This is a genomic window from Streptomyces sp. NPDC048637, from assembly GCF_040650675.1.
Classification (GTDB): Bacteria; Actinomycetota; Actinomycetes; order Streptomycetales; family Streptomycetaceae; genus Streptomyces.
Window position 1 is genome coordinate 59,503 of record NZ_JBEZHQ010000027.1, and the last position, 19,809, is coordinate 79,311.

Annotated in this window: 20 protein-coding genes; 9 read left to right on the plus strand and 11 right to left on the minus strand. The window is 70.1% G+C overall.

The features are described from left to right. Positions 1–9: 9 nt before the first annotated feature. The 4 genes from AB0C46_RS28335 to vph all read right to left on the minus strand — a co-directional run bounded on the left by AB0C46_RS28335 (position 10) and on the right by vph (position 3,547). Positions 10–450: a PTS fructose transporter subunit IIA gene (locus tag AB0C46_RS28335; RefSeq protein ID WP_362831215.1), complete on the minus strand. Its 441-nt coding sequence runs from the start codon at positions 448–450 to the stop codon at positions 10–12. Continuing rightward, the gene (gene dhaL, locus AB0C46_RS28340) at positions 447–1,043 is read right to left on the minus strand and encodes a dihydroxyacetone kinase subunit DhaL (protein ID WP_362831309.1); all 597 of its coding nucleotides are present in this window, start codon (positions 1,041–1,043) and stop codon (positions 447–449) included. Before dhaL ends, AB0C46_RS28335 begins: the two co-directional genes overlap by 4 nt. An 80-nt stretch (positions 1,044–1,123) precedes the next feature. Further along, the gene (dhaK, locus tag AB0C46_RS28345; RefSeq protein WP_362831217.1) at positions 1,124–2,116 is read right to left on the minus strand and encodes a dihydroxyacetone kinase subunit DhaK; all 993 of its coding nucleotides are present in this window, start codon (positions 2,114–2,116) and stop codon (positions 1,124–1,126) included. A gap of 567 nt (positions 2,117–2,683) precedes the next feature. Then, positions 2,684–3,547 carry a viomycin phosphotransferase gene (gene vph / locus AB0C46_RS28350; RefSeq protein ID WP_362831218.1) on the minus strand — a complete coding sequence of 288 codons (864 nt, stop codon included), beginning with the start codon at positions 3,545–3,547 and terminating at the stop codon, positions 2,684–2,686. 169 nt (positions 3,548–3,716) lie between these two features. Here vph and AB0C46_RS28355 point away from each other — a divergent pair, with 169 nt between their 5' ends. Further along, positions 3,717–4,271, plus strand: a complete 555-nt coding sequence (locus tag AB0C46_RS28355; protein WP_362831219.1) for a hypothetical protein — start codon at positions 3,717–3,719, stop codon at positions 4,269–4,271. Positions 4,272–4,364: 93 nt separating this feature from the next. Here AB0C46_RS28355 and AB0C46_RS28360 read toward each other — a convergent pair whose 3' ends face one another. The 4 genes from AB0C46_RS28360 to AB0C46_RS28375 all read right to left on the minus strand — a co-directional run bounded on the left by AB0C46_RS28360 (position 4,365) and on the right by AB0C46_RS28375 (position 7,803). Then, positions 4,365–5,699: a hypothetical protein gene (locus AB0C46_RS28360; protein ID WP_362831221.1), complete on the minus strand. Its 1,335-nt coding sequence runs from the start codon at positions 5,697–5,699 to the stop codon at positions 4,365–4,367. A gap of 20 nt (positions 5,700–5,719) precedes the next feature. Further along, complete coding sequence (locus AB0C46_RS28365) at positions 5,720–6,781, minus strand: WXG100 family type VII secretion target (protein ID WP_362831222.1); 1,062 nt, start codon at positions 6,779–6,781, stop codon at positions 5,720–5,722. Continuing rightward, positions 6,778–7,077 carry a hypothetical protein gene (locus AB0C46_RS28370; RefSeq protein ID WP_362831224.1) on the minus strand — a complete coding sequence of 100 codons (300 nt, stop codon included), beginning with the start codon at positions 7,075–7,077 and terminating at the stop codon, positions 6,778–6,780. Before AB0C46_RS28370 ends, AB0C46_RS28365 begins: the two co-directional genes overlap by 4 nt. 303 nt (positions 7,078–7,380) lie before the next feature. Then, on the minus strand, positions 7,381–7,803 hold the full coding sequence (locus tag AB0C46_RS28375; protein ID WP_362831225.1) for a GNAT family N-acetyltransferase: 423 nt from the start codon (positions 7,801–7,803) through the stop codon (positions 7,381–7,383). A gap of 239 nt (positions 7,804–8,042) precedes the next feature. Between AB0C46_RS28375 and AB0C46_RS28380 the strand changes: the two genes are divergently transcribed. Continuing rightward, on the plus strand, positions 8,043–8,705 hold the full coding sequence (locus AB0C46_RS28380; RefSeq protein WP_362831227.1) for an HAD family phosphatase: 663 nt from the start codon (positions 8,043–8,045) through the stop codon (positions 8,703–8,705). A 116-nt stretch (positions 8,706–8,821) separates the two neighbouring features. Then, positions 8,822–9,040 (plus strand): hypothetical protein, encoded by a 219-nt coding sequence (locus tag AB0C46_RS28385; protein WP_362831228.1) that lies wholly within the window; start codon positions 8,822–8,824, stop codon positions 9,038–9,040. Between the two features lie 103 nt (positions 9,041–9,143). Here AB0C46_RS28385 and AB0C46_RS28390 read toward each other — a convergent pair whose 3' ends face one another. Beyond that, positions 9,144–9,788 carry a hypothetical protein gene (locus tag AB0C46_RS28390; RefSeq protein WP_362831229.1) on the minus strand — a complete coding sequence of 215 codons (645 nt, stop codon included), beginning with the start codon at positions 9,786–9,788 and terminating at the stop codon, positions 9,144–9,146. 752 nt (positions 9,789–10,540) lie between these two features. Here AB0C46_RS28390 and AB0C46_RS28395 point away from each other — a divergent pair. Both AB0C46_RS28395 and AB0C46_RS28400 read left to right on the plus strand, forming a co-directional pair. Next, a complete protein-coding gene (locus AB0C46_RS28395) occupies positions 10,541–12,868 on the plus strand; it encodes a CDP-glycerol:glycerophosphate glycerophosphotransferase (protein WP_362831231.1) in 2,328 nt (775 codons plus the stop codon). A 444-nt stretch (positions 12,869–13,312) separates the two neighbouring features. Then, a complete protein-coding gene (locus tag AB0C46_RS28400) occupies positions 13,313–13,693 on the plus strand; it encodes a hypothetical protein (protein WP_362831232.1) in 381 nt (126 codons plus the stop codon). A gap of 69 nt (positions 13,694–13,762) precedes the next feature. On the opposite strand, the gene AB0C46_RS28405 is transcribed toward AB0C46_RS28400, so the two are convergent. Next, complete coding sequence (locus AB0C46_RS28405) at positions 13,763–13,918, minus strand: DUF6131 family protein (protein ID WP_362831233.1); 156 nt, start codon at positions 13,916–13,918, stop codon at positions 13,763–13,765. A gap of 230 nt (positions 13,919–14,148) precedes the next feature. Here AB0C46_RS28405 and AB0C46_RS28410 point away from each other — a divergent pair, with 230 nt between their 5' ends. Further along, positions 14,149–14,604 (plus strand): SRPBCC family protein, encoded by a 456-nt coding sequence (locus AB0C46_RS28410; protein ID WP_362831234.1) that lies wholly within the window; start codon positions 14,149–14,151, stop codon positions 14,602–14,604. A gap of 59 nt (positions 14,605–14,663) precedes the next feature. Next, on the plus strand, positions 14,664–16,301 hold the full coding sequence (locus AB0C46_RS28415; protein WP_362831236.1) for an NAD(P)/FAD-dependent oxidoreductase: 1,638 nt from the start codon (positions 14,664–14,666) through the stop codon (positions 16,299–16,301). Positions 16,302–16,446: 145 nt separating this feature from the next. Here the strand turns inward: AB0C46_RS28415 and AB0C46_RS28420 are convergent, their stop codons facing one another. Beyond that, entirely contained in the window at positions 16,447–18,582 is a 2,136-nt protein-coding gene (locus tag AB0C46_RS28420; protein WP_362831237.1) for a SpoIIE family protein phosphatase, read from the minus strand. A gap of 271 nt (positions 18,583–18,853) precedes the next feature. Between AB0C46_RS28420 and AB0C46_RS28425 the strand changes: the two genes are divergently transcribed. Next, positions 18,854–19,264 carry a gas vesicle protein gene (locus tag AB0C46_RS28425; RefSeq protein WP_362831238.1) on the plus strand — a complete coding sequence of 137 codons (411 nt, stop codon included), beginning with the start codon at positions 18,854–18,856 and terminating at the stop codon, positions 19,262–19,264. An 87-nt stretch (positions 19,265–19,351) separates the two neighbouring features. Continuing rightward, the gene (locus tag AB0C46_RS28430; protein ID WP_362831239.1) at positions 19,352–19,807 is read left to right on the plus strand and encodes a gas vesicle structural protein GvpA; all 456 of its coding nucleotides are present in this window, start codon (positions 19,352–19,354) and stop codon (positions 19,805–19,807) included. Positions 19,808–19,809 lie beyond the last annotated feature (2 nt).

Below are 19,809 nucleotides of genomic sequence, written 5' to 3' on the forward strand. Positions count from 1 at the left end.
CGGCGTCCCTCACTCCTTGCGGTAGCCGTACGCCTCCCCGGCCGCCGCGGCGACCGCGTCCAGATCCGCCCCGGCCGCCGCGGTGACCACGGCGGCCACCGCACCCTCCACGAACGGCGCGTCCACCAGCCGTGCCCCCTCGGGGAGTTCGTCCCCCTCGGCGATCAGCGCCTTGACGGTCAGTACGGCACTGCCCAGGTCGACCAGGATCGCCACACCCGCACCACGGTCCACCGTCCGCGCCGCCTCGGTGATCAGCTCAGCACTCGTACCGAGACCGCCGTCCGGGGTACCGCCCGCGGCGGCCACCGGCACCGTGTCACCGCCCCCGGCCAGCCCCACCGCCAGTGTCGCCACCGACTCCGCGACCGGCCCGCTGTGCGAGACCAGTACCACCCCGACCGGCGCGCTCTCGCCGCCGGCCGTACCGCCCGCCGTCTGCGCGCTCACTTCGCCACCTCCGCGAGCGCCGCGAACAGCAGCGCCGAGGACGTCGCCCCCGGATCCTGGTGCCCGATGCTGCGTTCCCCCAGGTAGCTCGCCCGGCCCTTTCTGGCCTGCAGCGGTACGGTCGCCAGCGCGCCCTCCCCGGCGGCCGTGGCCGCCGCGTCGAAGGAGGCCGTCAGCGCCTCGACGCCCGGCGTCAGCGCGTCGAGCATCGTCTTGTCACCCGGCGCCGCGCCGCCGAGCTGCCCCACCGCGGCCACCCCGGCGGCCAGCGCCGAGCGCAGCTCCTTCGCCGAGACCTGCGGCGCCTCGCCCAGCGCCTTGCCGGCCCGCCGCAGCAGCGTCCCGTAGAGCGGACCGGACGCCCCGCCCACACTGGAGATCAACTGCCGTCCGGCGGCGATCAGCACGGCACCGGGCGCCGCCGGCGGCTCCGCCTCCAGCACCTTGACCACGGCCGCAAAGCCGCGCTGCATGTTCCTTCCGTGGTCGGCGTCACCGATGGGGGAGTCCAGCTCGGTGAGCCGGTCTGCCTCCCGGTCGATGACGGCGGCCGCCGCCGTCATCCAGCGTACAAAGAACGCGGCATCCAGCACCGTTTCGGACACGGACCACTCTCCTTGGTTGTTCAGGCACTGAGCAAGAAAGCACTGCGGATACGGGTACGGAGGCCCGCTCACCGGCCCCAGCGGAGCCCCGCCGTCTGCACCGGCGCGTCCCACAGCCGCAACAGCTCCCCGTCGACCTGGCACAGCGTCACCGAGCACCCCGCCATGTCCAGCGACGTCACATAGTTCCCGACGAGCGTACGGGCCACCGCCACGCCCCGCTCGTCGAGCACCCGGCGGACCTCCGCGTTGAATCCGTACAGCTCCAGCAGAGGTGTCGCCCCCATGCCGTTGACCAGCACCAGCACCGGCAGCCTCGGATCCAGGTCCTCCAGGATCGCCTCCACCGCGAAGTCCGCGATCTCGTGCGAGGTCATCATCGCGCGGCGTTCCCGCCCCGGCTCGCCGTGGATCCCGACCCCCAACTCCAGCTCCCCGGCCGGGAGATCGAACGTCGGGCTGCCCTTCGCCGGGGTCGTACAGGCGCTCAGCGCCACCCCGAAGCTGCGCGACGATGCCACGACCTGCCGGGCCAGCGCCTCCACCCGCTCCAGCGGCATGCCCTCCTCGGCCGCGGCACCGGCGATCTTCTCCACGAAGAGCGTCGCCCCGGTGCCGCGCCGCCCCGCCGTGAACGTCGAGTCGGTCACCGCGACATCGTCATCGATGAGCACGCTGGCCACCTGCACCCCCTCGTCCTCCGCCAGCTCCTCCGCCATCTGGAAGTTGAGTACGTCCCCGGTGTAGTTCTTCACGAGGAACAGCACGCCATGGCCACTGTCCACGGCCGCCGCGGCCCGCACCATCTGATCCGGCACCGGCGAGGTGAAGACCTCGCCCGGACAGGCGGCGTCCAGCATGCCGGGCCCGACGAACCCCCCGTGCAGCGGCTCATGCCCGCTGCCACCCCCGGACACCAGCGCCACCTTCTCCGCCACCGGCGCGTCCCGCCGCACGATCACCCGGTTCTCGGCATCCACCACCAGCTCGGGGTGCGCCGCGGCCATCCCGCGCAGCGCGTCCGTGACCACGGTTTCGGCGACGTTGATCAGCATCTTCATGGGTACCTCCTGGGGAGCTGGGCAATCGGATCGCTGACCGGCGTTTTCCCAGGCCAGGCTCCGGTGATGCATGGCTATTGATCTTGTCGGTCGCCGGGCGGCCGGGGAAGGCGTCCGACAGGGCGGATGCCGGTGTCCTGCCGACTCTTCGGATGGGTTGTCAGCTGCGTTCCGGGAGGCCTCGGACGTGCCCGGACCCGGTGCTTCCAGTATCGGACCGCGAGTGTGCCGGCGGCATCGTTACGTACGGGTGTCGCTTCGCTCCGTGGCGTTCCTCCCCGCTGCCGACGGGCGGACCGCGCCGGCTGCCGTGCCCCTGGACGCGCACCCGTTGCTCTCCGGCCATTCCGCTCTGTAGCCAGAGTCCACGAGGGCACGTTCCTTCCCGTGATGCGCGCCGGACGGAACGGAAACGCCAGGCGGACGAAGCGCTGAACCGTAGGAAAGAGGCCGCACCCAAGCTGTGCTCGACGCGGGCGCGAACACAACTCCTGGTGCTGTGACCGAATGGGTTCGCCGGTTGCTCTTGATAGGAAGTGCTCGATGAAGCGGACGTGCTGGTGTGCCTCAGCGGTAGTCGGCCAGGCCGTCTGCGAGTTCTTCTTCGTCGCCGTCGCGGATTGCGCAGAGGGCTTGCTGCAGGGCGAATGTGCCGCGGATCGCGGCGATGCGGGTAAGGAGTCCGTGGTTTGACCAGCTGCCCAGGGCGAGCACCCGCTCCAGGAGCTCACGGCCGTTGCCGGCACCGATGGCTGCGAGGTCCTCGGCAGGGTCGCTGAGTGTGACATCGTCCCAATCGAGTACTCCGGAGAGATGCGGCAGGCCGTGTCTCCACTCCCACAGGACATTTTCGGCACCGAGGTCGCCATGCACCACTGCTCGGGTGACGTGGGGAAGGGCGTCGAGGGCTGCGAGTTCCCGCTCGGCCCGGAGGCGCCCGTTGTCGGACATGAGCGGGAACAGCTCCCCGCGCACGTTCTCCGCGAACCGCCGCCACCGGCCTTCGGCTGCCTGAGGGAGTACTGCTCGTACCGTCTCGTCGGTGCCGGCACGGGCCAGACCGGACAGCAGCGTGGCGTACTGCGCCGCCGCGGTGGCGACCACTTGGGAATCGTTGAGTGCGTCGGTCTCCAGCGGTTCCCCGGGAATGCGGCTGAGTACCAGGAACGGCGCCTCATCGGTGCCGGGGGCGCCGCCCTGGCGCAGGGGCTCAGGTGTGCGGATTCCGAGGTCGAGGCCGGCGAGTGCGTGTAGTGCGGCCACACGCTCAGGCAACCGGGCGGCCGCTGCCCGGGTGCGAGGCAGGCACACGACGCGGTCTGAGCCAATGACCACTGTGTGGAATTGCCCCTGACGTACTGCAAGGTCGCCCAGTTTGTCGTCAGGCAGCAGACGGCTCAGCAGAGCGCGATGCGTCGTATGGATACTCACGAGTGTCACCTTTGGATGCTTCGATGGGTCGGGGCTATCCAGGATGATTCCGATGCCGTGATCACACACACCACATAGAGATCACCACATCAGACCAGCCCTACGCCGGGGCGATCGCTGAAGCTACGCTTTCACAGGGGCAACCGATCATGGCGAGACCGGGGGAAACGTGAACCGACCACTGCTGTTCCTCGACGTGGACGGGCCACTCAACCCTTATGCGGCCAAGCCGGAGAAGCGTCCCGCCGGCTACACCACACTCAGAGTCCCCCAGGACGGCGAAACCCGGGAGGAGCACAGAGGCCCCTCGACCCGGCGGCGACCCTTGCGGGTCTGGCTCAACCCGGAGCACGGGCAGTCCCTGCTCCGGCTCGGCTACGAGCTGTGCTGGGCCACCACATGGATGGCAGACGCCAACCGGTGGATCGCCCCGGTGCTCGGCCTTCCCGAACTCCCTTTTGTTGACTTCGGCGACGCCTTGTTCCAAGAACGCCCCGACGGGGTCCACTGGAAGACTGGTCTCCTGGTGGACTACGCCAACGGCCATCCTTTCGCTTGGGTGGACGACGAACAGAGCAATCTGGACCAGGCGTACGTGACCACTCACCACCGCGGGGCCGGGCTTCTGCACCACGTCAACCCGCGGATCGGTCTACGCGAGGACGACTTCCACACACTCGCCGACTTCGCCCGGTCCCTGCACACTCCACGAGCCACCGGCTGAGCATGTCGCCAGCCCTTCGGCCAGCTCTGTGCTCGGAGCCGCGATCCTTGCGGGACAGCCCTCACCAAGGTCGTTCAGCCTGGTGACCTCCAGTCACGTGCCCCGCAGACCGCGCAGATAGGCGCTGCGCCGGCGGGCGATCAGCAGCAGACCGGCCGTTGGCCCGAGCACGGTGGTCGCCAAGCAGATGGCCAGGGCCGTCCCGTTCCCGTAACCGATGCCGGCCGCGATGAGGCATACGGACAGGAAGCCGACGCCGAAGGCGATCAGGCCCGGCTTGTGGACCTGTGGCTGCCACAGGACGTAGGGCCCGACCGCGCGGGTCGGTTCCGGGCTGGGGAGCGGCTGGGTGACCGGCTCGCCGGCCGGTGCACCCGCGTGCCGGTCCGGAATCGGTCCGTCGGGTGTTGCGCCCATGACGAACCGGCCGTCATCGAGGACGAGCAGGGCAGGCTCCGACCACCCCGGCTGCCCGTCGGGCCCCGGCCTCCAATACAGCCATCCCGAGCGGCTCGCCAGCACTTTCGCGAGAGGGACGGGGTCGAGACAGCGGTCGAGGTACAGGGCGCGGTCGCCGCTCGACGCCGTCAGCCGGAGGGCGGGATGGAGCCGGCAGTGGCGTTTCGCCCCGTCGGTGCGTGCGGGACGGGGGAAGTGCAGGCCCGCGCCGGCGCCGGTGATGCGTACCCGCAGCATGCGGGACCGGTTCGCGATGAGGTCGGCGTTGAAGCGGCGCGGGGAGGTGCCCTCCCGCAGGGCGAGCGCGGCGTAGCCCGCGCAGGCGCAACCGGAGAGCGCCAGGAGCAGCATCTCGTGACCGGATGCCGTGCCGTCCAGGAGGGCACGCAGCTCGTCCTGGCTCGGACTCAGGAGGGCGCCCGCCGCGGCATTTCGGGAGGAGTGCAGCGCCCAGACCCCGTCGCCCTTTCTGAGCGGCTTGGACGTGGTGACCTCCTCAGTGGTCAGCCGCGTGCCGTGGGTGCCGGGAACGGCCACGGAGACCGAGGAGTTGTAGTGGACGCCGCCGTGATTCTCCTGGGACCGGCTCGTGGAGTGGACGGCCTTTATGGTGAGTCGGGACAGCACCGGCCCGCTGTGGGTGATCTCTGCCAGCCTGGGAGTGGTGTCCACTGCGGAGAACGCCAGCATGGCCAGTGGCAGGAACAGGGCCCAGAGCGCGAGGCCGACCAGGCCACTGCGCCGCGCCGGCCACCACCGTGCGCGCCCGGCTCGCCCCCGGCTGCGTGCGCCGCGCGGCCCCGTGCTCCCGGTGGGCTTCCGCGCCCGCCACCACCACATCGCGACGGCGCCACCGGAGACCGCCAGACAGGCCAGCAGATCCCAGCGCGGATACGGGGCCACCTTGCGCACCAACAGACAGACCAGGAACGCGGCGGCGCCCGCCCAGGCCACTGCCGAGGCGGACACCACTGCGCGATCTCGTTCCCTCACCCGAAGACGTCCCTCACGCTTTTCTTGGCCGGGTCACCCGGGGCGACCGTGTCCTCGGATTCTTCCTTGGCGTGGGTGAGCGCGTCCTTCAGCGGCTGCCCGGCCACCCCGCCGGCGCCGTAAGCGGTGCCGTTGATGATGCCGTCGACCGAGAAATGCGGCCCTTCGCGGCCGGCCGGGAGATGGGTGTTGGCGGCATGAACTGCGGCGCCGCCGGCGGCTCCGGTGGCGCTGTTGACGAGGGCGTTGCCGAGGAACTCGCCGCCGCTGACGTTCTCCCCCAGTGCGGTCCGCGCGCCGTCGACGGCCAGTCCGCCGGCGACATTGCCGACGCCTCCGCCGAGGACGGCGCCCCGCATTCCGCCCACCACCTTGCCGATACCGAGCGCGGGTCCGGTACCGGCGACCGCGGAGAGACCGCCCTGCCAGACCGCGTCGCCGAGATCGGTCTCATTGCCCGTCAGGCTGTTCGCCATGACGGTGGAGCCGGTATTGCTCGTCCAGGTGACCAGGACGTTCTTCAGGAAGCGGTGCTCCTTCGCCAGCCGGGAGACGGTGGTGAAGGCCTGGCCGACCTTGCGCAGGACCGTGCCGAGCGTCTTTGCCAACTTGGCGGCCTTCGCCGCCAGTTGGGCGGCTCGGGCGGCCCCCGCGGCCGCCGAGAAACCCATGGTCAGGAAAGACAGGCCGACAGAGACACCGATGGAGATTCCGATCTCCAGGTAGATCTCGTGGATCTCGCTGTTGATCTCCTCGATCGCGTCCGCGGCCTCGTCGAGGCTCTTTGCCACCGCGGGCAATTGGGGCAACGTCTTGCCCATCGCGGTGTCGAGATTCTTCCAGTGCTCCGCAAAGGCGTCCGCCGCGGGGCCCTGCCAGTGGGCGTCCAAGGTGCGCTGCACTTCGCGGTCCAGGTCCTTGAACATGGTCCGGAGGTTTTCGTGAAGGTCCCGCCAGCCTTTGGCGGCCGAGCGCAGAACGTCGGGTTCGCCGCCTGGATTGATGATTTCCAGGCCGGCTTCGTAGACCTGCTCTGCTACGGACTCATCACCGCTCATGCGTGACGTCCCTGGCCGAAGCCGGCAGCCAGGGACTCGTCCGTCCCTGTGGCGTTGCCCTGGACGGTACGCAGCCCCTCACCGATGTGGTCGAGGTGCTTCCGCAGGGCATTCAGCGACTCGACCATTTCGTGAGACATCTCGATGTAGGCGGACGTGACTTCCTCGGATTCGGTGAGTACGCCGAACCCGTCATGAATCACCTCGGAGTCGGTCTTCGCCTGGAATTCCTTGAGGTAGCTCTCCAGATCCGAACCGTATGTTTCGAAGCTCTTCGCCAGCTTCGAAAGTGCCACCGCATCCACTAACGACTCGTTTTTTGACATGAGTGTCCCCCTACTGCTCCAAGACATGGAAAAGATGCGGCGCCGGAAAGGGCCGTGGCACGGAAGTCTAGAAGTGGGGTGATCTTCGGGGGAGTCGGCCAGGGGTGTTCTTGTCGGAACCTTTATGGCGGGCGGCAGGCGGCACCTGAGCCGGGTACCCCGCGGTGAACATCCGGGCCTCGACGGGCACTTCACCTCCGTGCCCTGTCACCCACTCGATGACCTGGGCGGCCGCACCTTTGCGGATGGCGCAACCGGCTGAAGTGGCTCTCGTCAGGTGTCGAGCGGCAGTTCCAACAGTTCTTCCGGGAGCTGGAAACCGGACCGCTGCCAGAGGGGGCTGCTGCGCTCTGACGGCCAGACGATCAGAGTGTCGAAGCCGGCGCTGCGTGCATGCTGTTTCAGCGCCCCCAGGAGCACTGAGCCTGCTCCCTTGTTGCGTTGCGACGGGGTGACGTAGAAGTTCGTGACGTAGCCGACCGGGGTGTTGTCGCTGTACGGATCCGGCATCCTCTCCACCTGACAGAGGAAGACGTGGCCGCGGATGATGCCTCCGGTCTCCACGACCCAGGCCAGCCAGTGGCCCTCGCTGAGCCGGTCGCGGATCCAGCGTTCGGCCTCTTCCACGGGCCGTGCCGGTGCTGCCGGCCGTCCTTCGTGGTCCTCTTGCTTGAACGTCCAGCGCAGTTCGGCCAAGGACCGTGCATCGGAGGGTCGGGCAGGGCGCACGATGAAGTCTGTGGTCATGAGGTGAGGTTCGCTTCTGCAGGCCCGTGAGGCGAATTCATTTCCGTACTGGTCGGAGCCATTCGTCGATGACCGCTACGACACTCCTGTTCCGGCCCGAGTTACCCGGCAGGCGCTCTCGTGCAATCGGCCCTGGGCAGGCACACTCATACCTTCCGCTGCCCGTTCGTGACGATCGGAAGCAACCCATGACCCACGGCCGCTACCGAGGGCTGATCCTCGACTTCGCAGGCGTCCTGACGGACGGCATCCGTGAGGCGCACGATGCCTGGTGCGCCGCCGAGGGCCTCCCGCCCCGTGCCTGGGAGCGAGCACTGGAGCAGCACCCTGAGGGCCGGCGCTTCTACCGTGCTCTGGAGATCGGAGAGATGACACAGGACGAGTGGAACCGGCGCACCGCGCGTCTCCTGGGCTTGGCCGACCACCACGACCTGATGGGCCGTGCATGGAGAGCCGTCCGTCCGGCCATCGACATGCGCAACCTTGCCCGTGCCGCCCGCGGGGCCGGGCTGCGACTCGCGCTTTTGTCCAACAGCTTCGGCCTCGACCCGTTCGACCCCTACGCGCACTGCGGCGTGTGGGACCTGTTCGATGTGCACGTCATCAGTGAAACCGAACGCCTCGCCAAGCCCGACCCAGAGATCTACCGTCGCACCCTGGAGCGCCTCGAACTACCTGCCCAGGAATGCCTGTTTGTCGATGACAACCCGATCAACCTGCCGCCGGCCAGGGCATTGGGCATCACCACGGTGCACGCGACAACGCAGGCCGAGACTGTCGCCCTGCTCTCCGAGGCCCTTGGCGCAGCCCCGTCCGCCCGGGCAGAGCCACCGACGGCGACCAGCTCCTGAGCAGGCGCGGCGGTCCCACCGGAATCGGGGCCGCCGCAGTCCGTTACGCGACCTGTCGGACTCGGGCGGTAGGCAGAGGAGGTCGGGCTGATCGAGGTGGGCAGTCGGGTTCGGCGTTGCTGGAACTGGCGAATGTGGGTGCGCAGTTCGGCGTCGACCCGCTCGATCTGTTCCGTGGCCCGGTCGGCATCGGCGTCCAGCACGTCCCGGAAGCGGGCCGGCGGGACGCCGGCTTGGGCGAGGGTGACGATCCGGGTCAGGTCGATGAGTGCATGGGGGAATCCGCACCAGCAACAGACGCCTCGGAGAGACGAGTTGAGGGCCGGCTTTCATGAGCGCGGACGGTCCGCGCACCTGGCACACCGTTCCCAGGAGGTACGGAAGGCCCGCAAGGCCGCGCTGATCGCCTCACCGCTTCCGCCGACCCTCGTGCACATGTCATGCGGGGTGGGGTTGCCGCACCTCGTTGCGAATCCTGGTCGTCGCGTCGGTCAGCTCGTTCTTGTTCATCACATCGGACTCGATGCCTGCCCCCTGCTGCTGCACGACCCCCACAGCGCTGGTGTCGCCCCACACGCAGCGGGTTACCGTCACGTCGCTGCCGGGGGGACCGTGCTTCGGCACCATCATGATTGACTCGCACATCATGAGAGTTCCGTCGAACGAGTCGCCCTTCCACGCGGTTTTAATGGTCTCTTCGATGACCTCGATCTTGGCCCCCATCGCCTTCGCCTTCTTCGCGTCGTCCTTGTGCATGCGCGTCAGGACGCTGTCCACCGAGGCGTCCGGTTTGGTGACCCCTCCCTGGATGCCGATGACGGTGAGCGTCGGCCCCTTGCTGACCGGCGGCACGTAGTAGGCCGCCCGTGGGAAGCCCTTCTTGATGCCCAGCTTCTTGACCTCGTCGACGGACGTGAGGCAGTCGGAGTGGGGGCAGACGTTGGGGATGTCCTTCTTCTTGTAGTAGTCGCCGTTGAGGAGCTTGTGGGGAAGGCTGATGGTGTACGGCACCATCTCGCTGTCCCGGCTCTGAAACCACACAACGCCACCGGCCACGAGCGCGAGCACCAGCACGGCTGACACGGAGATAACGGCGATCAGCGCGCCCTTGCCCTTGCGCTGCGGGGGCGGGGCGACCGGTGGGCCACCCCAGTTGTTCGGTCCGCCCGGTCCACCGCCTGGCGGCGGTGGCGGCGCAGCGCCCCACCCGGGCTGTTGCCCAGACTGCGGGAAGGGCGGCTGCGAGCCGCCGGGGGGCGGACCGCCGGGGGTGGGGTAACCGGAAGGTGGCGGTGCCTGGTTATAGCTCACTCTCGTGTCCCCTTACAAAGGATCAAAGGTCTGATCCTGCCATGTCAGTCACGCAGACACTGCCTGGTGCTTTGACCGGGAAGGTTCGCCGGGTTGGTGGTCGCGTGGCCGGGGTGGGTCTTGTGGTGATGCGACATCCGGTCCCAATCGGCACCCGCGTCCCCGTCCGTGAGGTTGCACCGAGGGGGCACCTGGGAGGGTGCCGGGCATGCCGAGAGGAACATCGACCCGTCCCTCGTGCAACCAAAACTGCAATCAAAACTGCAACCAAAACTGCAGCCGAACCGGCCCGGTCACGTGACGCGGAGAGAGCGAGTGTCCGAGCCCCCGGGCCGAGCGGTCCCGGCCCGGTGGCGGGGGCCGGACCGATCCGTACGAGAGGCCCCGGATGTCGTGTGAGGGGCACAACAGGGATGTGGTGCAGCTCGGGTACAACCATTCCGGGGCACCGGCTGTCCCACTCCCCGTCACGAGAACTTCAGGCCTTCGTCTTGAGGCCGACATCTTCGAGGAGCAACACCGCCATGCCCGAGACGGGCCTCAGATCCGCCCCACGCTTCAGCATCGTCGTTCCGGTCTTCAATGTGCAGGGCTATCTTCGCGCGTGCCTGAACTCGCTGCTGGCGCAGGACTTCACCGACTTCGAGGTCATTGCGGTCGACGACTGCTCGCCGGACCGCAGTGGCGAGATCCTGGCGGAGTTCGCCGCCCGTGACCCGCGGGTGATCCACGTACGCCACGAGGAGAACGGTGGCATCGGCGCGGCCCGGAACACCGGGGTGGAGCGTGCGCGCGGGGACTACCTGCTGTTCCTCGACAGTGACGACACCCTCACCACGGGCGCGCTGCGGGCCATGGCCGACCGTCTGGGCGCATCGCAGGACCCGGACCTGCTGCTCTTCGACCATGTGCGGTCCTACTGGTGGCACGCGGTCAAGCCGAGTGCCGCCCGCGAACTTCTCGCCGGGGCCGGCGCCGAAGTGTTCCGGCCCGCCGAGCGCACCGAGTTCCTGCAGATGTTCGCGGTGGTGTGGAACCGGGCGTTCCGGCGCGAATTCTTCGTGGACAACGGCTTCCGGTACACCGACGGGCTCTACGAGGACGCCCTCATGGTCTACACGACCATGCTCACCGCCGAGAGTGCCGTGTGCCTGGACCACGCCTGTGTGGAATACCGCCAGCGCCGTCACGGCAATTCCATGAAGACGCCGGGCCGGAAGCACTTCACGATATTCGACCAGTACCAGCGGCTCTTCGACTTTCTCGACGGGCGGCCGGACCTGGAGCATCTGCGGCCGCTGTTCTTCGAGCGTATGGTCAGCCACTTCCTGTTCACCGGCGCGCGCGAGAGCCGGGTGGTCGTCCAGGACCGTCCGGAGTTCTTCCGTCGTTCCGCGGCGATGTACCGGCGGCACAAGCCCGCCGGATTCACCCCGCCCGCGGAGGTCGACGCCCTGCAGTTCCAGGCGCTGGAGCGCGGTTCGTACCGCGCTTTCCAGGCCCTGAACCTGATGAGCCGTACCCGGCAGCGCGGGCAGCAGCGGGTGCGCAAGGCCCAGCGCGCCATGAGCAAGCGGGCCTCGACCGGCTTCTACCGGATGCAGCTGAGGCGCCCCATCGACCAGAACCTCGCCGTCTTCAGCGCCTACTGGAACCGCACCCCGTCCTGCAATCCGCTCGCGGTCTACGAAAAGGCCAAGGAGCTGGCCCCGCACCTGCACGGGGTGTGGGTCGTGCGCGAGGACGTCGTGGACACGGTGCCGGACGGCATGGACCATGTCGTCGTCAACACCCAGCGGTACTGGGAATTGATGGCGCGGGCGAAGTACTTCGTCAACAACGTCAACTTCGCCGACGACGTGGTCAAGCGCAAGGGGCAGGTCCACATCCAGACCCACCACGGCACCCCGCTCAAGCGGATGGGGATCGACCAGCAGAAATATCCGGCCGCCGCCAAGGGAATGAGTATGCGCAAGCTGCTCGAACGCGCCGACCGCTGGGACCTCTCGGTCTCCGCCAACCAGCACACCAGCGAGCAGTGGGAGCGGGTCTACCCCTGCAACTTCACTTCGATCGACGCTGGATATCCGCGCAACGACGTTTTCTTCCGGACCGGGGCCCGGGAAATACGGGACATCCGTGACCGGCTGGGGATCGCACCCGGCAGCACGGCAGTTCTCTACGCCCCGACGGTGCGCGACTACCAGGTCGGCTATGTGCCGCAGCTGGACCTGGAGAAAATCACCCGCGAACTCGGCCCGGACATCGTCCTGCTGGTCCGTACGCACTACTTCTACGGCCAGAACCCGCAGCTGCAGAAACTCCAGGAGCAGGGTGCGCTGATCGATGTCTCCCGGCACCCCTCGGTCGAGGAGCTGTGCCTCGCCGCGGACGCGCTGATCACGGACTACTCGTCGATCATGTTCGACTACGCCAACCTCGACCGTCCGATCATCAACTACGCCGATGACTGGGCGACGTACGTCCGCTCCCGCGGTGTCACCTTCGACCTGCTGTCGGGCAAGCCGGGCGAGACCCCCGGGATCGTCGCCACCACCGAGGACGAGCTGATCGAGGCGTTCCGGAGCGGCCGCTGGAAGGGCGCCGAAGCCGCCGGGCTGCGTGCCGCGTTCCGCGCCCGTTTCTGCATGTGGGACGACGGCCACGCCGCCGAGCGGGTGGTCAACCGGGCCTTCCTCGGCAACCAGGACCTGGTCCCGGCCCCTCTTCCGCTGTCCGAGCGCACCGTCGCGCCGTCCCCGCACGAGGCCGCGCGCACCGCGGAGGGCGTCGTCCTCGCCCCCGGGGCAGGCGCCTCCCCGGGCCGGCCGGAAGCCGAGCTCACCTGCTGACGGAGTGGTGTGCCGGCCCGGCCTCCGGGCCGGCGCCCCGCCCAGGTGTGAGCAGACGCGGACAAGGAGCCCGCACCACGGCCCGGCCCCGGCCGCAGCTCGCGCGCCGAGGCGTCGCCCGGCGTGGCGGGCGCGGGGCGGCCGGCGTAACTGCCCGGTACGACGCTGCCGGCCGGCTGCTCCCCGGATCGTGCCTCGCCGTCGCGCCCAGGCCCGGTGCCGGCCCATGGATCACCGCCGCGGCAGGGCGGAGATGCGGAGGATCCCGATGGCCCTCAGCCTGGAGGTACGGGAGCTTCCGACGCAGACGACGTAGGAGGCGGCCCGGCATGGGCATCGTGTCCATCGAGAGGCTTTGCGCAGGGCGAGGACGGTTTGCGCCGCGCCGCATGCAGGGCGTGGTCCAGCGGCGACCGTCGGCGACGCGCAGCGTAGGGAGCAGCAGTGACCAAACACCGAAAGTCCTCGCACCCGAAGATGGGCGAGGGCCACAGCATGCACAAGGGAACCGAGCAGCACGGCTGGTCGCCCGACGTCGACCAGGCCGAGCAGCAGAAGAACGAGAGTGCGCACCGGTCGTTCCACCCGGAGGAGTACGCGCCGGAGAAGGGCCGCAGCAAGAAGGACCGCAGCAAGGAGTCCGGCGGACAGGAAAAGGTGCCTCCGGCGAGCGAGGTCAAGAGCGAGACGCGGTCGGGCGAGCGGCGAGCTGCCGAAACCGATGAGAAGGGCATGCGGGATATGGGGGCCAAGGGCCCCTCGCGCCGGCCCAGCGGCGGCAGGGACGCGGAGGCGCACACCGGGGTCGACCCGCAGAATCCCTGAAATTCCGTCTCCGCACGCGCCGGTGGGCCTGCGCGGAGCCCGCGCAGGCCCACCGGCCGACCGGCCTGGCTACCAGTAGTGCTTGCGGCCGGCGACCGCATGCCCCATTGCACCGAGGATCCACAGGATCGCGCCGATGACGGCGAGAATGATTCCGATGGTCCACAGAATGCCGATGCCGGTCAGGAACCCGATGAGAAGCAAGATGATTCCGAGAACGATCACGATCCGCTCCGATCTGGCATACGTGCGTATTCATCACTTTGATTCCGGATTGCCCCAACGGCAACTGCTCACCGGCCGAGGCCGGCCGTAACGGCCGCCAGGCCGGGCGTCCTGGTCGCTTGCCGCCCTGGTGCGGGCGCCTCGTACCGCTCGGGAGGCCGGGACCGGAGGCGCGCTCTACGCTGGTGAGGAAGCCGGCGACCGAGGTCCGGTGAGGCGGTGGAAGGCTTGTGGCGGTACGACACCAGCTGATCAAGCGGTCTCCCGAGGCGCTGTGGGCGGTACTTGCCGACCGCTCCCGCTACGAGGACTGGGTGGTCGGCACCGCTCGTTCGCGGCCGAAGGACGGCAACTGGCCGGAGGTCGGCGCCACGCTGGAGTACACCGTGCGCCTGGGACCCTGGGACATCACCGGTCACACCACCGTCCGCCGCAGCGTCCCGCCGCGCACGCTCGAACTTGAGGTGGACAGCGGCCGGCTGGGCACCGCCCGGGTCGCCGTCGAGGTGCGCCCCTGGGGCGACGATTCCCTGGTCATCGTCGATGAACACCCGCTGGCCGGGCCCGGCGGACGGCTGCACAACGCGGCTCTCGACCTCCTGTTGCAGCTGCGCCACCGCAGCATGCTCAGCAGGCTGGCCGAAGTGGCCGAAGAGGCCAATGTCCGCACGCCCGGCGGTGCCTGACCGCAGCCCCGCCCGGTGGCCGGCCGGGTGCACCGCGGCCGGGTGAACAGGAGGCAGCGATGCCGGACGCAGTGGTGATCGGTGCCGGACCCAACGGCCTCGTCGCGGCGAACCTGCTGGCCGACGCCGGGTGGACGGTGGAGGTGCTGGAGGAGCAGGACGAGCCGGGTGGCGCGGTCCGCAGCGACCGTGCGGTGCACCCCGACTTCGTCAACGACCTGTGCAGTTCCTTCTATCCCCTGGCCGTCGCCTCCCCGGTCCTCGCCGCCCTGGACCTGTACGAAGAGGGTCTGGTCTGGAGCCATGCACCACAGGTGCTGGCCCATCCGCTGACCGACGGCCGCTGCGCGCTGCTGCGGCGCGCCACCGCCGACACGGCGGCCGGGCTGGAGGCCTTCGGCACGGGCGACGGCGCGGCCTGGCGCGGGCTGTGCGGCCTCTGGGACCGGGTCGGCAGCGACCTCCTCGACGCGCTGTTCACCCCCTTCCCGCCGCTGCGTGCCCTGGCCCGGCTCACCGCCCGGGCCCGCGGTGCCGGCGGGCTGCGGCTGGCACGGACGATGCTGCTGCCCGTACGGCGCCTGGGCGAGGAGGAGTTCCTCGGTGAGGCGGGCCGGTTGCTGCTGGCGGGCAATGCCCTGCACGCCGACCTCGCCCCCGAGACCGCGGGCAGCGGCGGCTTCGGATGGCTGATGTCGATGCTCGGCCAGCGTTACGGCTTTCCGGTACCGGCCGGTGGCGCCCAGTCGCTCACCTCGGCCCTGGTGCGGCGTCTGCAGCGCCGGGGCGGGGTGCTGCGCTGCGGGGAGCGGGTCGATGCGGTCGTCGTCCGCTCCGGGCGCGCGGTGGCGGTGCATACCGCGATCGGTGAGACCGTGCCGGGCCGCCGCGCCGTGCTGGCGGATGTGTCCGTGCCCGCCCTGTACGGCCGGCTGGTCGACTCCCGGCATCTCCCCGGCCGGCTGCCGGCGGACCTGCGGTGCTTCCAATGGGACTTCGCCACCTTCAAGGTGGACTGGGCGCTCGGCGGCCCGGTGCCGTGGACCGCCGAGTCCGCCGCCACCGCGGGCACCGTGCATCTGGCCGACGGAATGGACGAACTCACCCGCTTCGCCGCCCAGATCGCCGCGGGGCAGGTGCCCGACCGGCCCTTCGCCCTCTTCGGCCAGATGACCACCGCGGATGCCACCCGCTCACCGCCGGGCACCGAGGCGGCCTGGGCCTACACCCACGTACCCCACCGGATCCAGGGGGACGCGGGGGAGGACGGGATCGGCGGAGCCTGGGACCAGGGGGACCAGGAAGCGATGGCGGACCGGCTGGAGGAGCAGGTCGAGCGCTTCGCGCCCGGCTTCCGGTCCCGGATCAAGGCGCGCCGTATTCTCGCCCCGCCCACATTCGAGGCGATGGACGCCAATTTGCACGGGGGTGCCCTCAACGGCGGTACGGCCGCCCTCCACCAGCAGCTGGTGTTCCGTCCGCTGCCGGGCCTCGCCCGCCCGGAAACCCCGGTGGCGGGCCTCTATCTGGCCTCCGCCGGGGCCCATCCGGGCGGCGGGGTGCACGGCGCCCCCGGCGCCAACGCGGCCCGCGCGGCGCTGCGCACCCGCGCGCCGAGCGGCGTCCTCAGCCGGGCCCAGCGTGCGCTCCAGCGCAGCGGCGCACCGCGGCGGGCCCCGACGGAGGGCGCGCGGTGAGCGGGGCGGGTGCCCGGGGAGCGGGAGGACGGTGACCACGGCGGTGCCGGTCCGGGTGCCGGTGGGCGCGAGCAGGCTCTGCCGCCTGCTCCTCCGTCAACTTCCTTCAGGGTAAGTAGAGGTGACGTGTTGTCAGGTCCTCCGCTCAAGCAGGTGTGACCGGCCCGGCCGGCAGTGCGGCCAGCAGCATGAGTGCCACGTCGTCCTGCCGGTCCGCATCGCCGTGCCGGTTCGCCAGGAGGGCGTCGGCGAGGCGGTCCGGACCCAGCGTGGGCGCGTCGTTGAGGCGTCCGGCGAGGTCGGCGACGGAGCGATCCGGATCGACGCCCGGCGTTTCGACCAGGCCGTCGGTGTAGAGCGCCAGGACGGACTTCGGCGGCAGGGTGATCTCCGTGGTGGAGTACCGGGCGCCGGGCTCGATGCCCAGCAGCAGTCCCGGGGGCACATGCAGCACCGTGGTGTGCCGGTCGGGGTGGCGGAGCAGCGGCGGCGGATGACCGGCACTGGCCAGGCAGGCCCGGCGGGTGCGCAGGTCGATATGGACGTACAGGCAGCTGGTGAACAGCCCCGGGTCCAGATCGGTCAGCAGCCGGTTCGTCCGGGCCAGGACCTCGTCCGGCGCGGCGCCGGCGGTGGCGTAGGCGCGGACGGCGGTGCGGACCTGCCCCATGAGGGCGGCGGCCGCCGCGTTGTGGCCCTGCACATCACCGATGACGGCGGCGACGCTGTCCTCGTTGAGGCGGATCAGATCGTAGAAGTCGCCGCCGATCTCCATACCGCGGGTCGACGGCAGGTAACGGGCGGCGACGGCGAACCCCGGCACCCTGGGCAGCCGGTGCGGCAATAGGCCGGCCTGCAGATCGTGCGCCAGCTGCTGCTTGGTGTCGTACAGCCGGGCCCGGTCCAGCGCCTGGGCGATCAGCCCCGCCAGTGAGGTCAGGACCTGGCGCTCCTCCAGGCTGAAGGTGCGGGGCCGGGTGTACGCGAGGATGCAGCAGCCGACCGGGCGGCCGGACACGATCAGCGGCAGCACGGCCCGCGCCGCCTTGCCCGTCAGATGCGGCAGCCCCGGGTAGTCGCGTTCCATCTCCTCGGGGGAGGTGAAGAAGCTGGGCTCCCCGGTGGCGAGGGCGCGGACGGCGGGGCTGTTGGCGGCGCTGAGGGCGACCCCTTCGAAGGCGGCGACCGCCTCCGCGGGGTACCCGCGGTGCCCGATGGTCCGCAGCCGGCCCGCCTCGGCCACGTACATGAGCATGCCCTGGGCGCCGAATGCCGGCACGATCTGGTCGGCGACGAGAGCGACGACATCCTGGGTGCCCACGGCCTCGGTGAGGGCTGCCGCGAGATGCAGCACGTGGTAGATCTGGCCGGCCCGCACGGGCACGACCTCCCCCTGTGCGGACGAGGGCGCCACCGGACCGTAGTCCTTGCCCGACGGGCTGATCCACACGCTCAGGCCCCTGCCGTCCGGGAACAGCCGGAAGGTGAGCCAGTGGTTCGGTGGCCGGCTGGTGGTGAACGACGCCGGCCGGCGGCTGATCACCGCGGCGCGGTAGTGGTCCTCGAAGACCGGGTCGCGCAGCCACGGCAGGACCTCCCAGGGGCGTGAGCCGATCAGCCGGGTGTCCGTCTCGCCGAGCAGCTCCGTCGCGCCCTTCGTGACCAGGGTGATGCGTCCCTCCAGATCGAGGGCGCAGCAGCCGCCGGGCAGCCGTTCCAGGTAGTCGGCCGCCGCCAGCGCCTCGTCCGGGCTCACGGTCCGCACCGGCGGCGGGGTGAGGACCCGCGGTGCCTCGACCGGACCGGAACCGTCGGGCCGGGGGTGCTGTTCCAGCAGCGCCGCCAGCCGCCCGCACGCGGCCTCCACCGCCTCGCGTTCCTCCGCCGACAGCTGCGGCGCATGGCCGGCGGGCCACAGCAGCAGCAGGGCGCCCCGGCTGCCGGCCGGGCCGCTGACCGGAGCCGCCACCTGCGAGAAGTCGTACGGCACCGCCACCGCCGTACGGGGGAAGTCACGGGCCATCTGCTGCGGGCCGCCCACCCACACCAGGCGCTGTTCGCGGGCGGCGACGGCGACCGGGATGGGGGCTGCCAGCGCGACCCGGTCCCACGGTGCCAGGAACGGCGCCGGCATCCCGCTCATGACGGTCAGCTGCAGGACCGGCGTGTCGGCCGCCAGCACATAGACCCCGCCGGCGGACGCCCCGGTCTCCCGCATCGCGCGCAGCAGCGCCCGGCCCGCCAGGTCGTCCACCGGGCCGGACCCGGTCCCGCCGGTCATCGCGCACCTGCGCACAGCTGTCGTCGTGCCATCGAGACCCACTCCGGCCCGCCGGTGTCTCCCCGTGCCGAGACCGTCACGACGTCTCTCCCGGGACAGTGCTGACGTTACGCCGCCCACCGGGCCGTGGCACTCGCGGCCCGGTGGCGCCGGTGCCCGCGGGACCAGGCACTTCGTCCCAAGATGCGCTCAGCTCAGGCCGTATATCATGTAGTGGCGCCTCTTTGTAGTGGCGCGGGCAGCATGTCGCCTCCGATTCCGGAGAGAGAACATGGCCGCAGGCGAAGAGGACGAGGCCGAACGAGTCCGGCGACCGTCCAGTAAGAAGACCGCCAAGAAGACCGTCAAGAAGACCGCCCAACGATCCGGCAGCGTCCGGGCCGGCAGCCGCGAGAGCGAGAGCGAACCGCCGCGCGCGGGCCGTCGTGTTTCGGCGCCACGTGCCATGCGGTACGCGGCGGAGCAGCTCAAGGACCTGCTCGGACGGGCTCCCGAGTCCGTCTCCGCGGTGAAGCCGACGGAGGACGGCTGGCAGGCGGACGTGGAAGTCCTGGAGCTGGAACGTGTCCCCGGGACCACCAGCGTGATGGCGACCTACCGGGTGATGCTGGACAAGGAAGGCGAGCTGGTGGCGTACGAGCGCACCCGCCGCTACACCCGGGGCCAGATCGACCGTCGTTAGGGCCCCGGGAGGCCACGCAGGACCGTTCGCCGGGCGAACGATACGGCCACTCCGTACGGCAGGAGTGAGCCGGTGAAAGGAGGCACCGTGACTGTGGTGCCGCAAAGCGGAGGAGCCGTTGCCGCAGGCGGCGGCGGGGGCTCCGGAAACCTCTACGACATCCTCGATCTGATCCTGGACCGCGGTCTGGTCATCGACGTCTTTGTGCGTGTGTCGTTGGTGGGCATCGAAATCCTCAAGATCGACGCCCGCATCGTCGTCGCAAGCGTCGACACCTACCTGCGCTTCGCCGAGGCCTGCAACCGGCTCGACCTGGAGTCGGGACGCAAGGCACCCTCCCAGCTGACCGATCTCGTCGGCGAGGTGACCGAGGGCGGCTCGCACGGCAAGGCCAAGGGCGCCCTGTCCGGGGCCGCGGAAGCGGTGACCGACGCCCTCAAGGGCGGCGGTGAGGACGACGAGGAGCACGAGACGAGGCACAAGGAGCCCGCCGAGCGGCGCGAGCGGTCCGCTCGTCGGCCGGCCCGGCGCCGGAAGGAGTGAGA

Coding starts and splice junctions, on each gene's coding strand:
- AB0C46_RS28395 (WP_362831231.1), top strand. CDS start 10,541: ATGCCCGAGACGGGCCTCAGATCCGCCCCACGCTTCAGCATCGTCGTT.
- AB0C46_RS28365 (WP_362831222.1), bottom strand. CDS start 6,781: ATGAGCGGTGATGAGTCCGTAGCAGAGCAGGTCTACGAAGCCGGCCTG.
- AB0C46_RS28380 (WP_362831227.1), top strand. CDS start 8,043: ATGACCCACGGCCGCTACCGAGGGCTGATCCTCGACTTCGCAGGCGTC.
- dhaK (WP_362831217.1), bottom strand. CDS start 2,116: ATGAAGATGCTGATCAACGTCGCCGAAACCGTGGTCACGGACGCGCTG.
- AB0C46_RS28420 (WP_362831237.1), bottom strand. CDS start 18,582: ATGACCGGCGGGACCGGGTCCGGCCCGGTGGACGACCTGGCGGGCCGG.
- AB0C46_RS28415 (WP_362831236.1), top strand. CDS start 14,664: ATGCCGGACGCAGTGGTGATCGGTGCCGGACCCAACGGCCTCGTCGCG.
- AB0C46_RS28425 (WP_362831238.1), top strand. CDS start 18,854: ATGGCCGCAGGCGAAGAGGACGAGGCCGAACGAGTCCGGCGACCGTCC.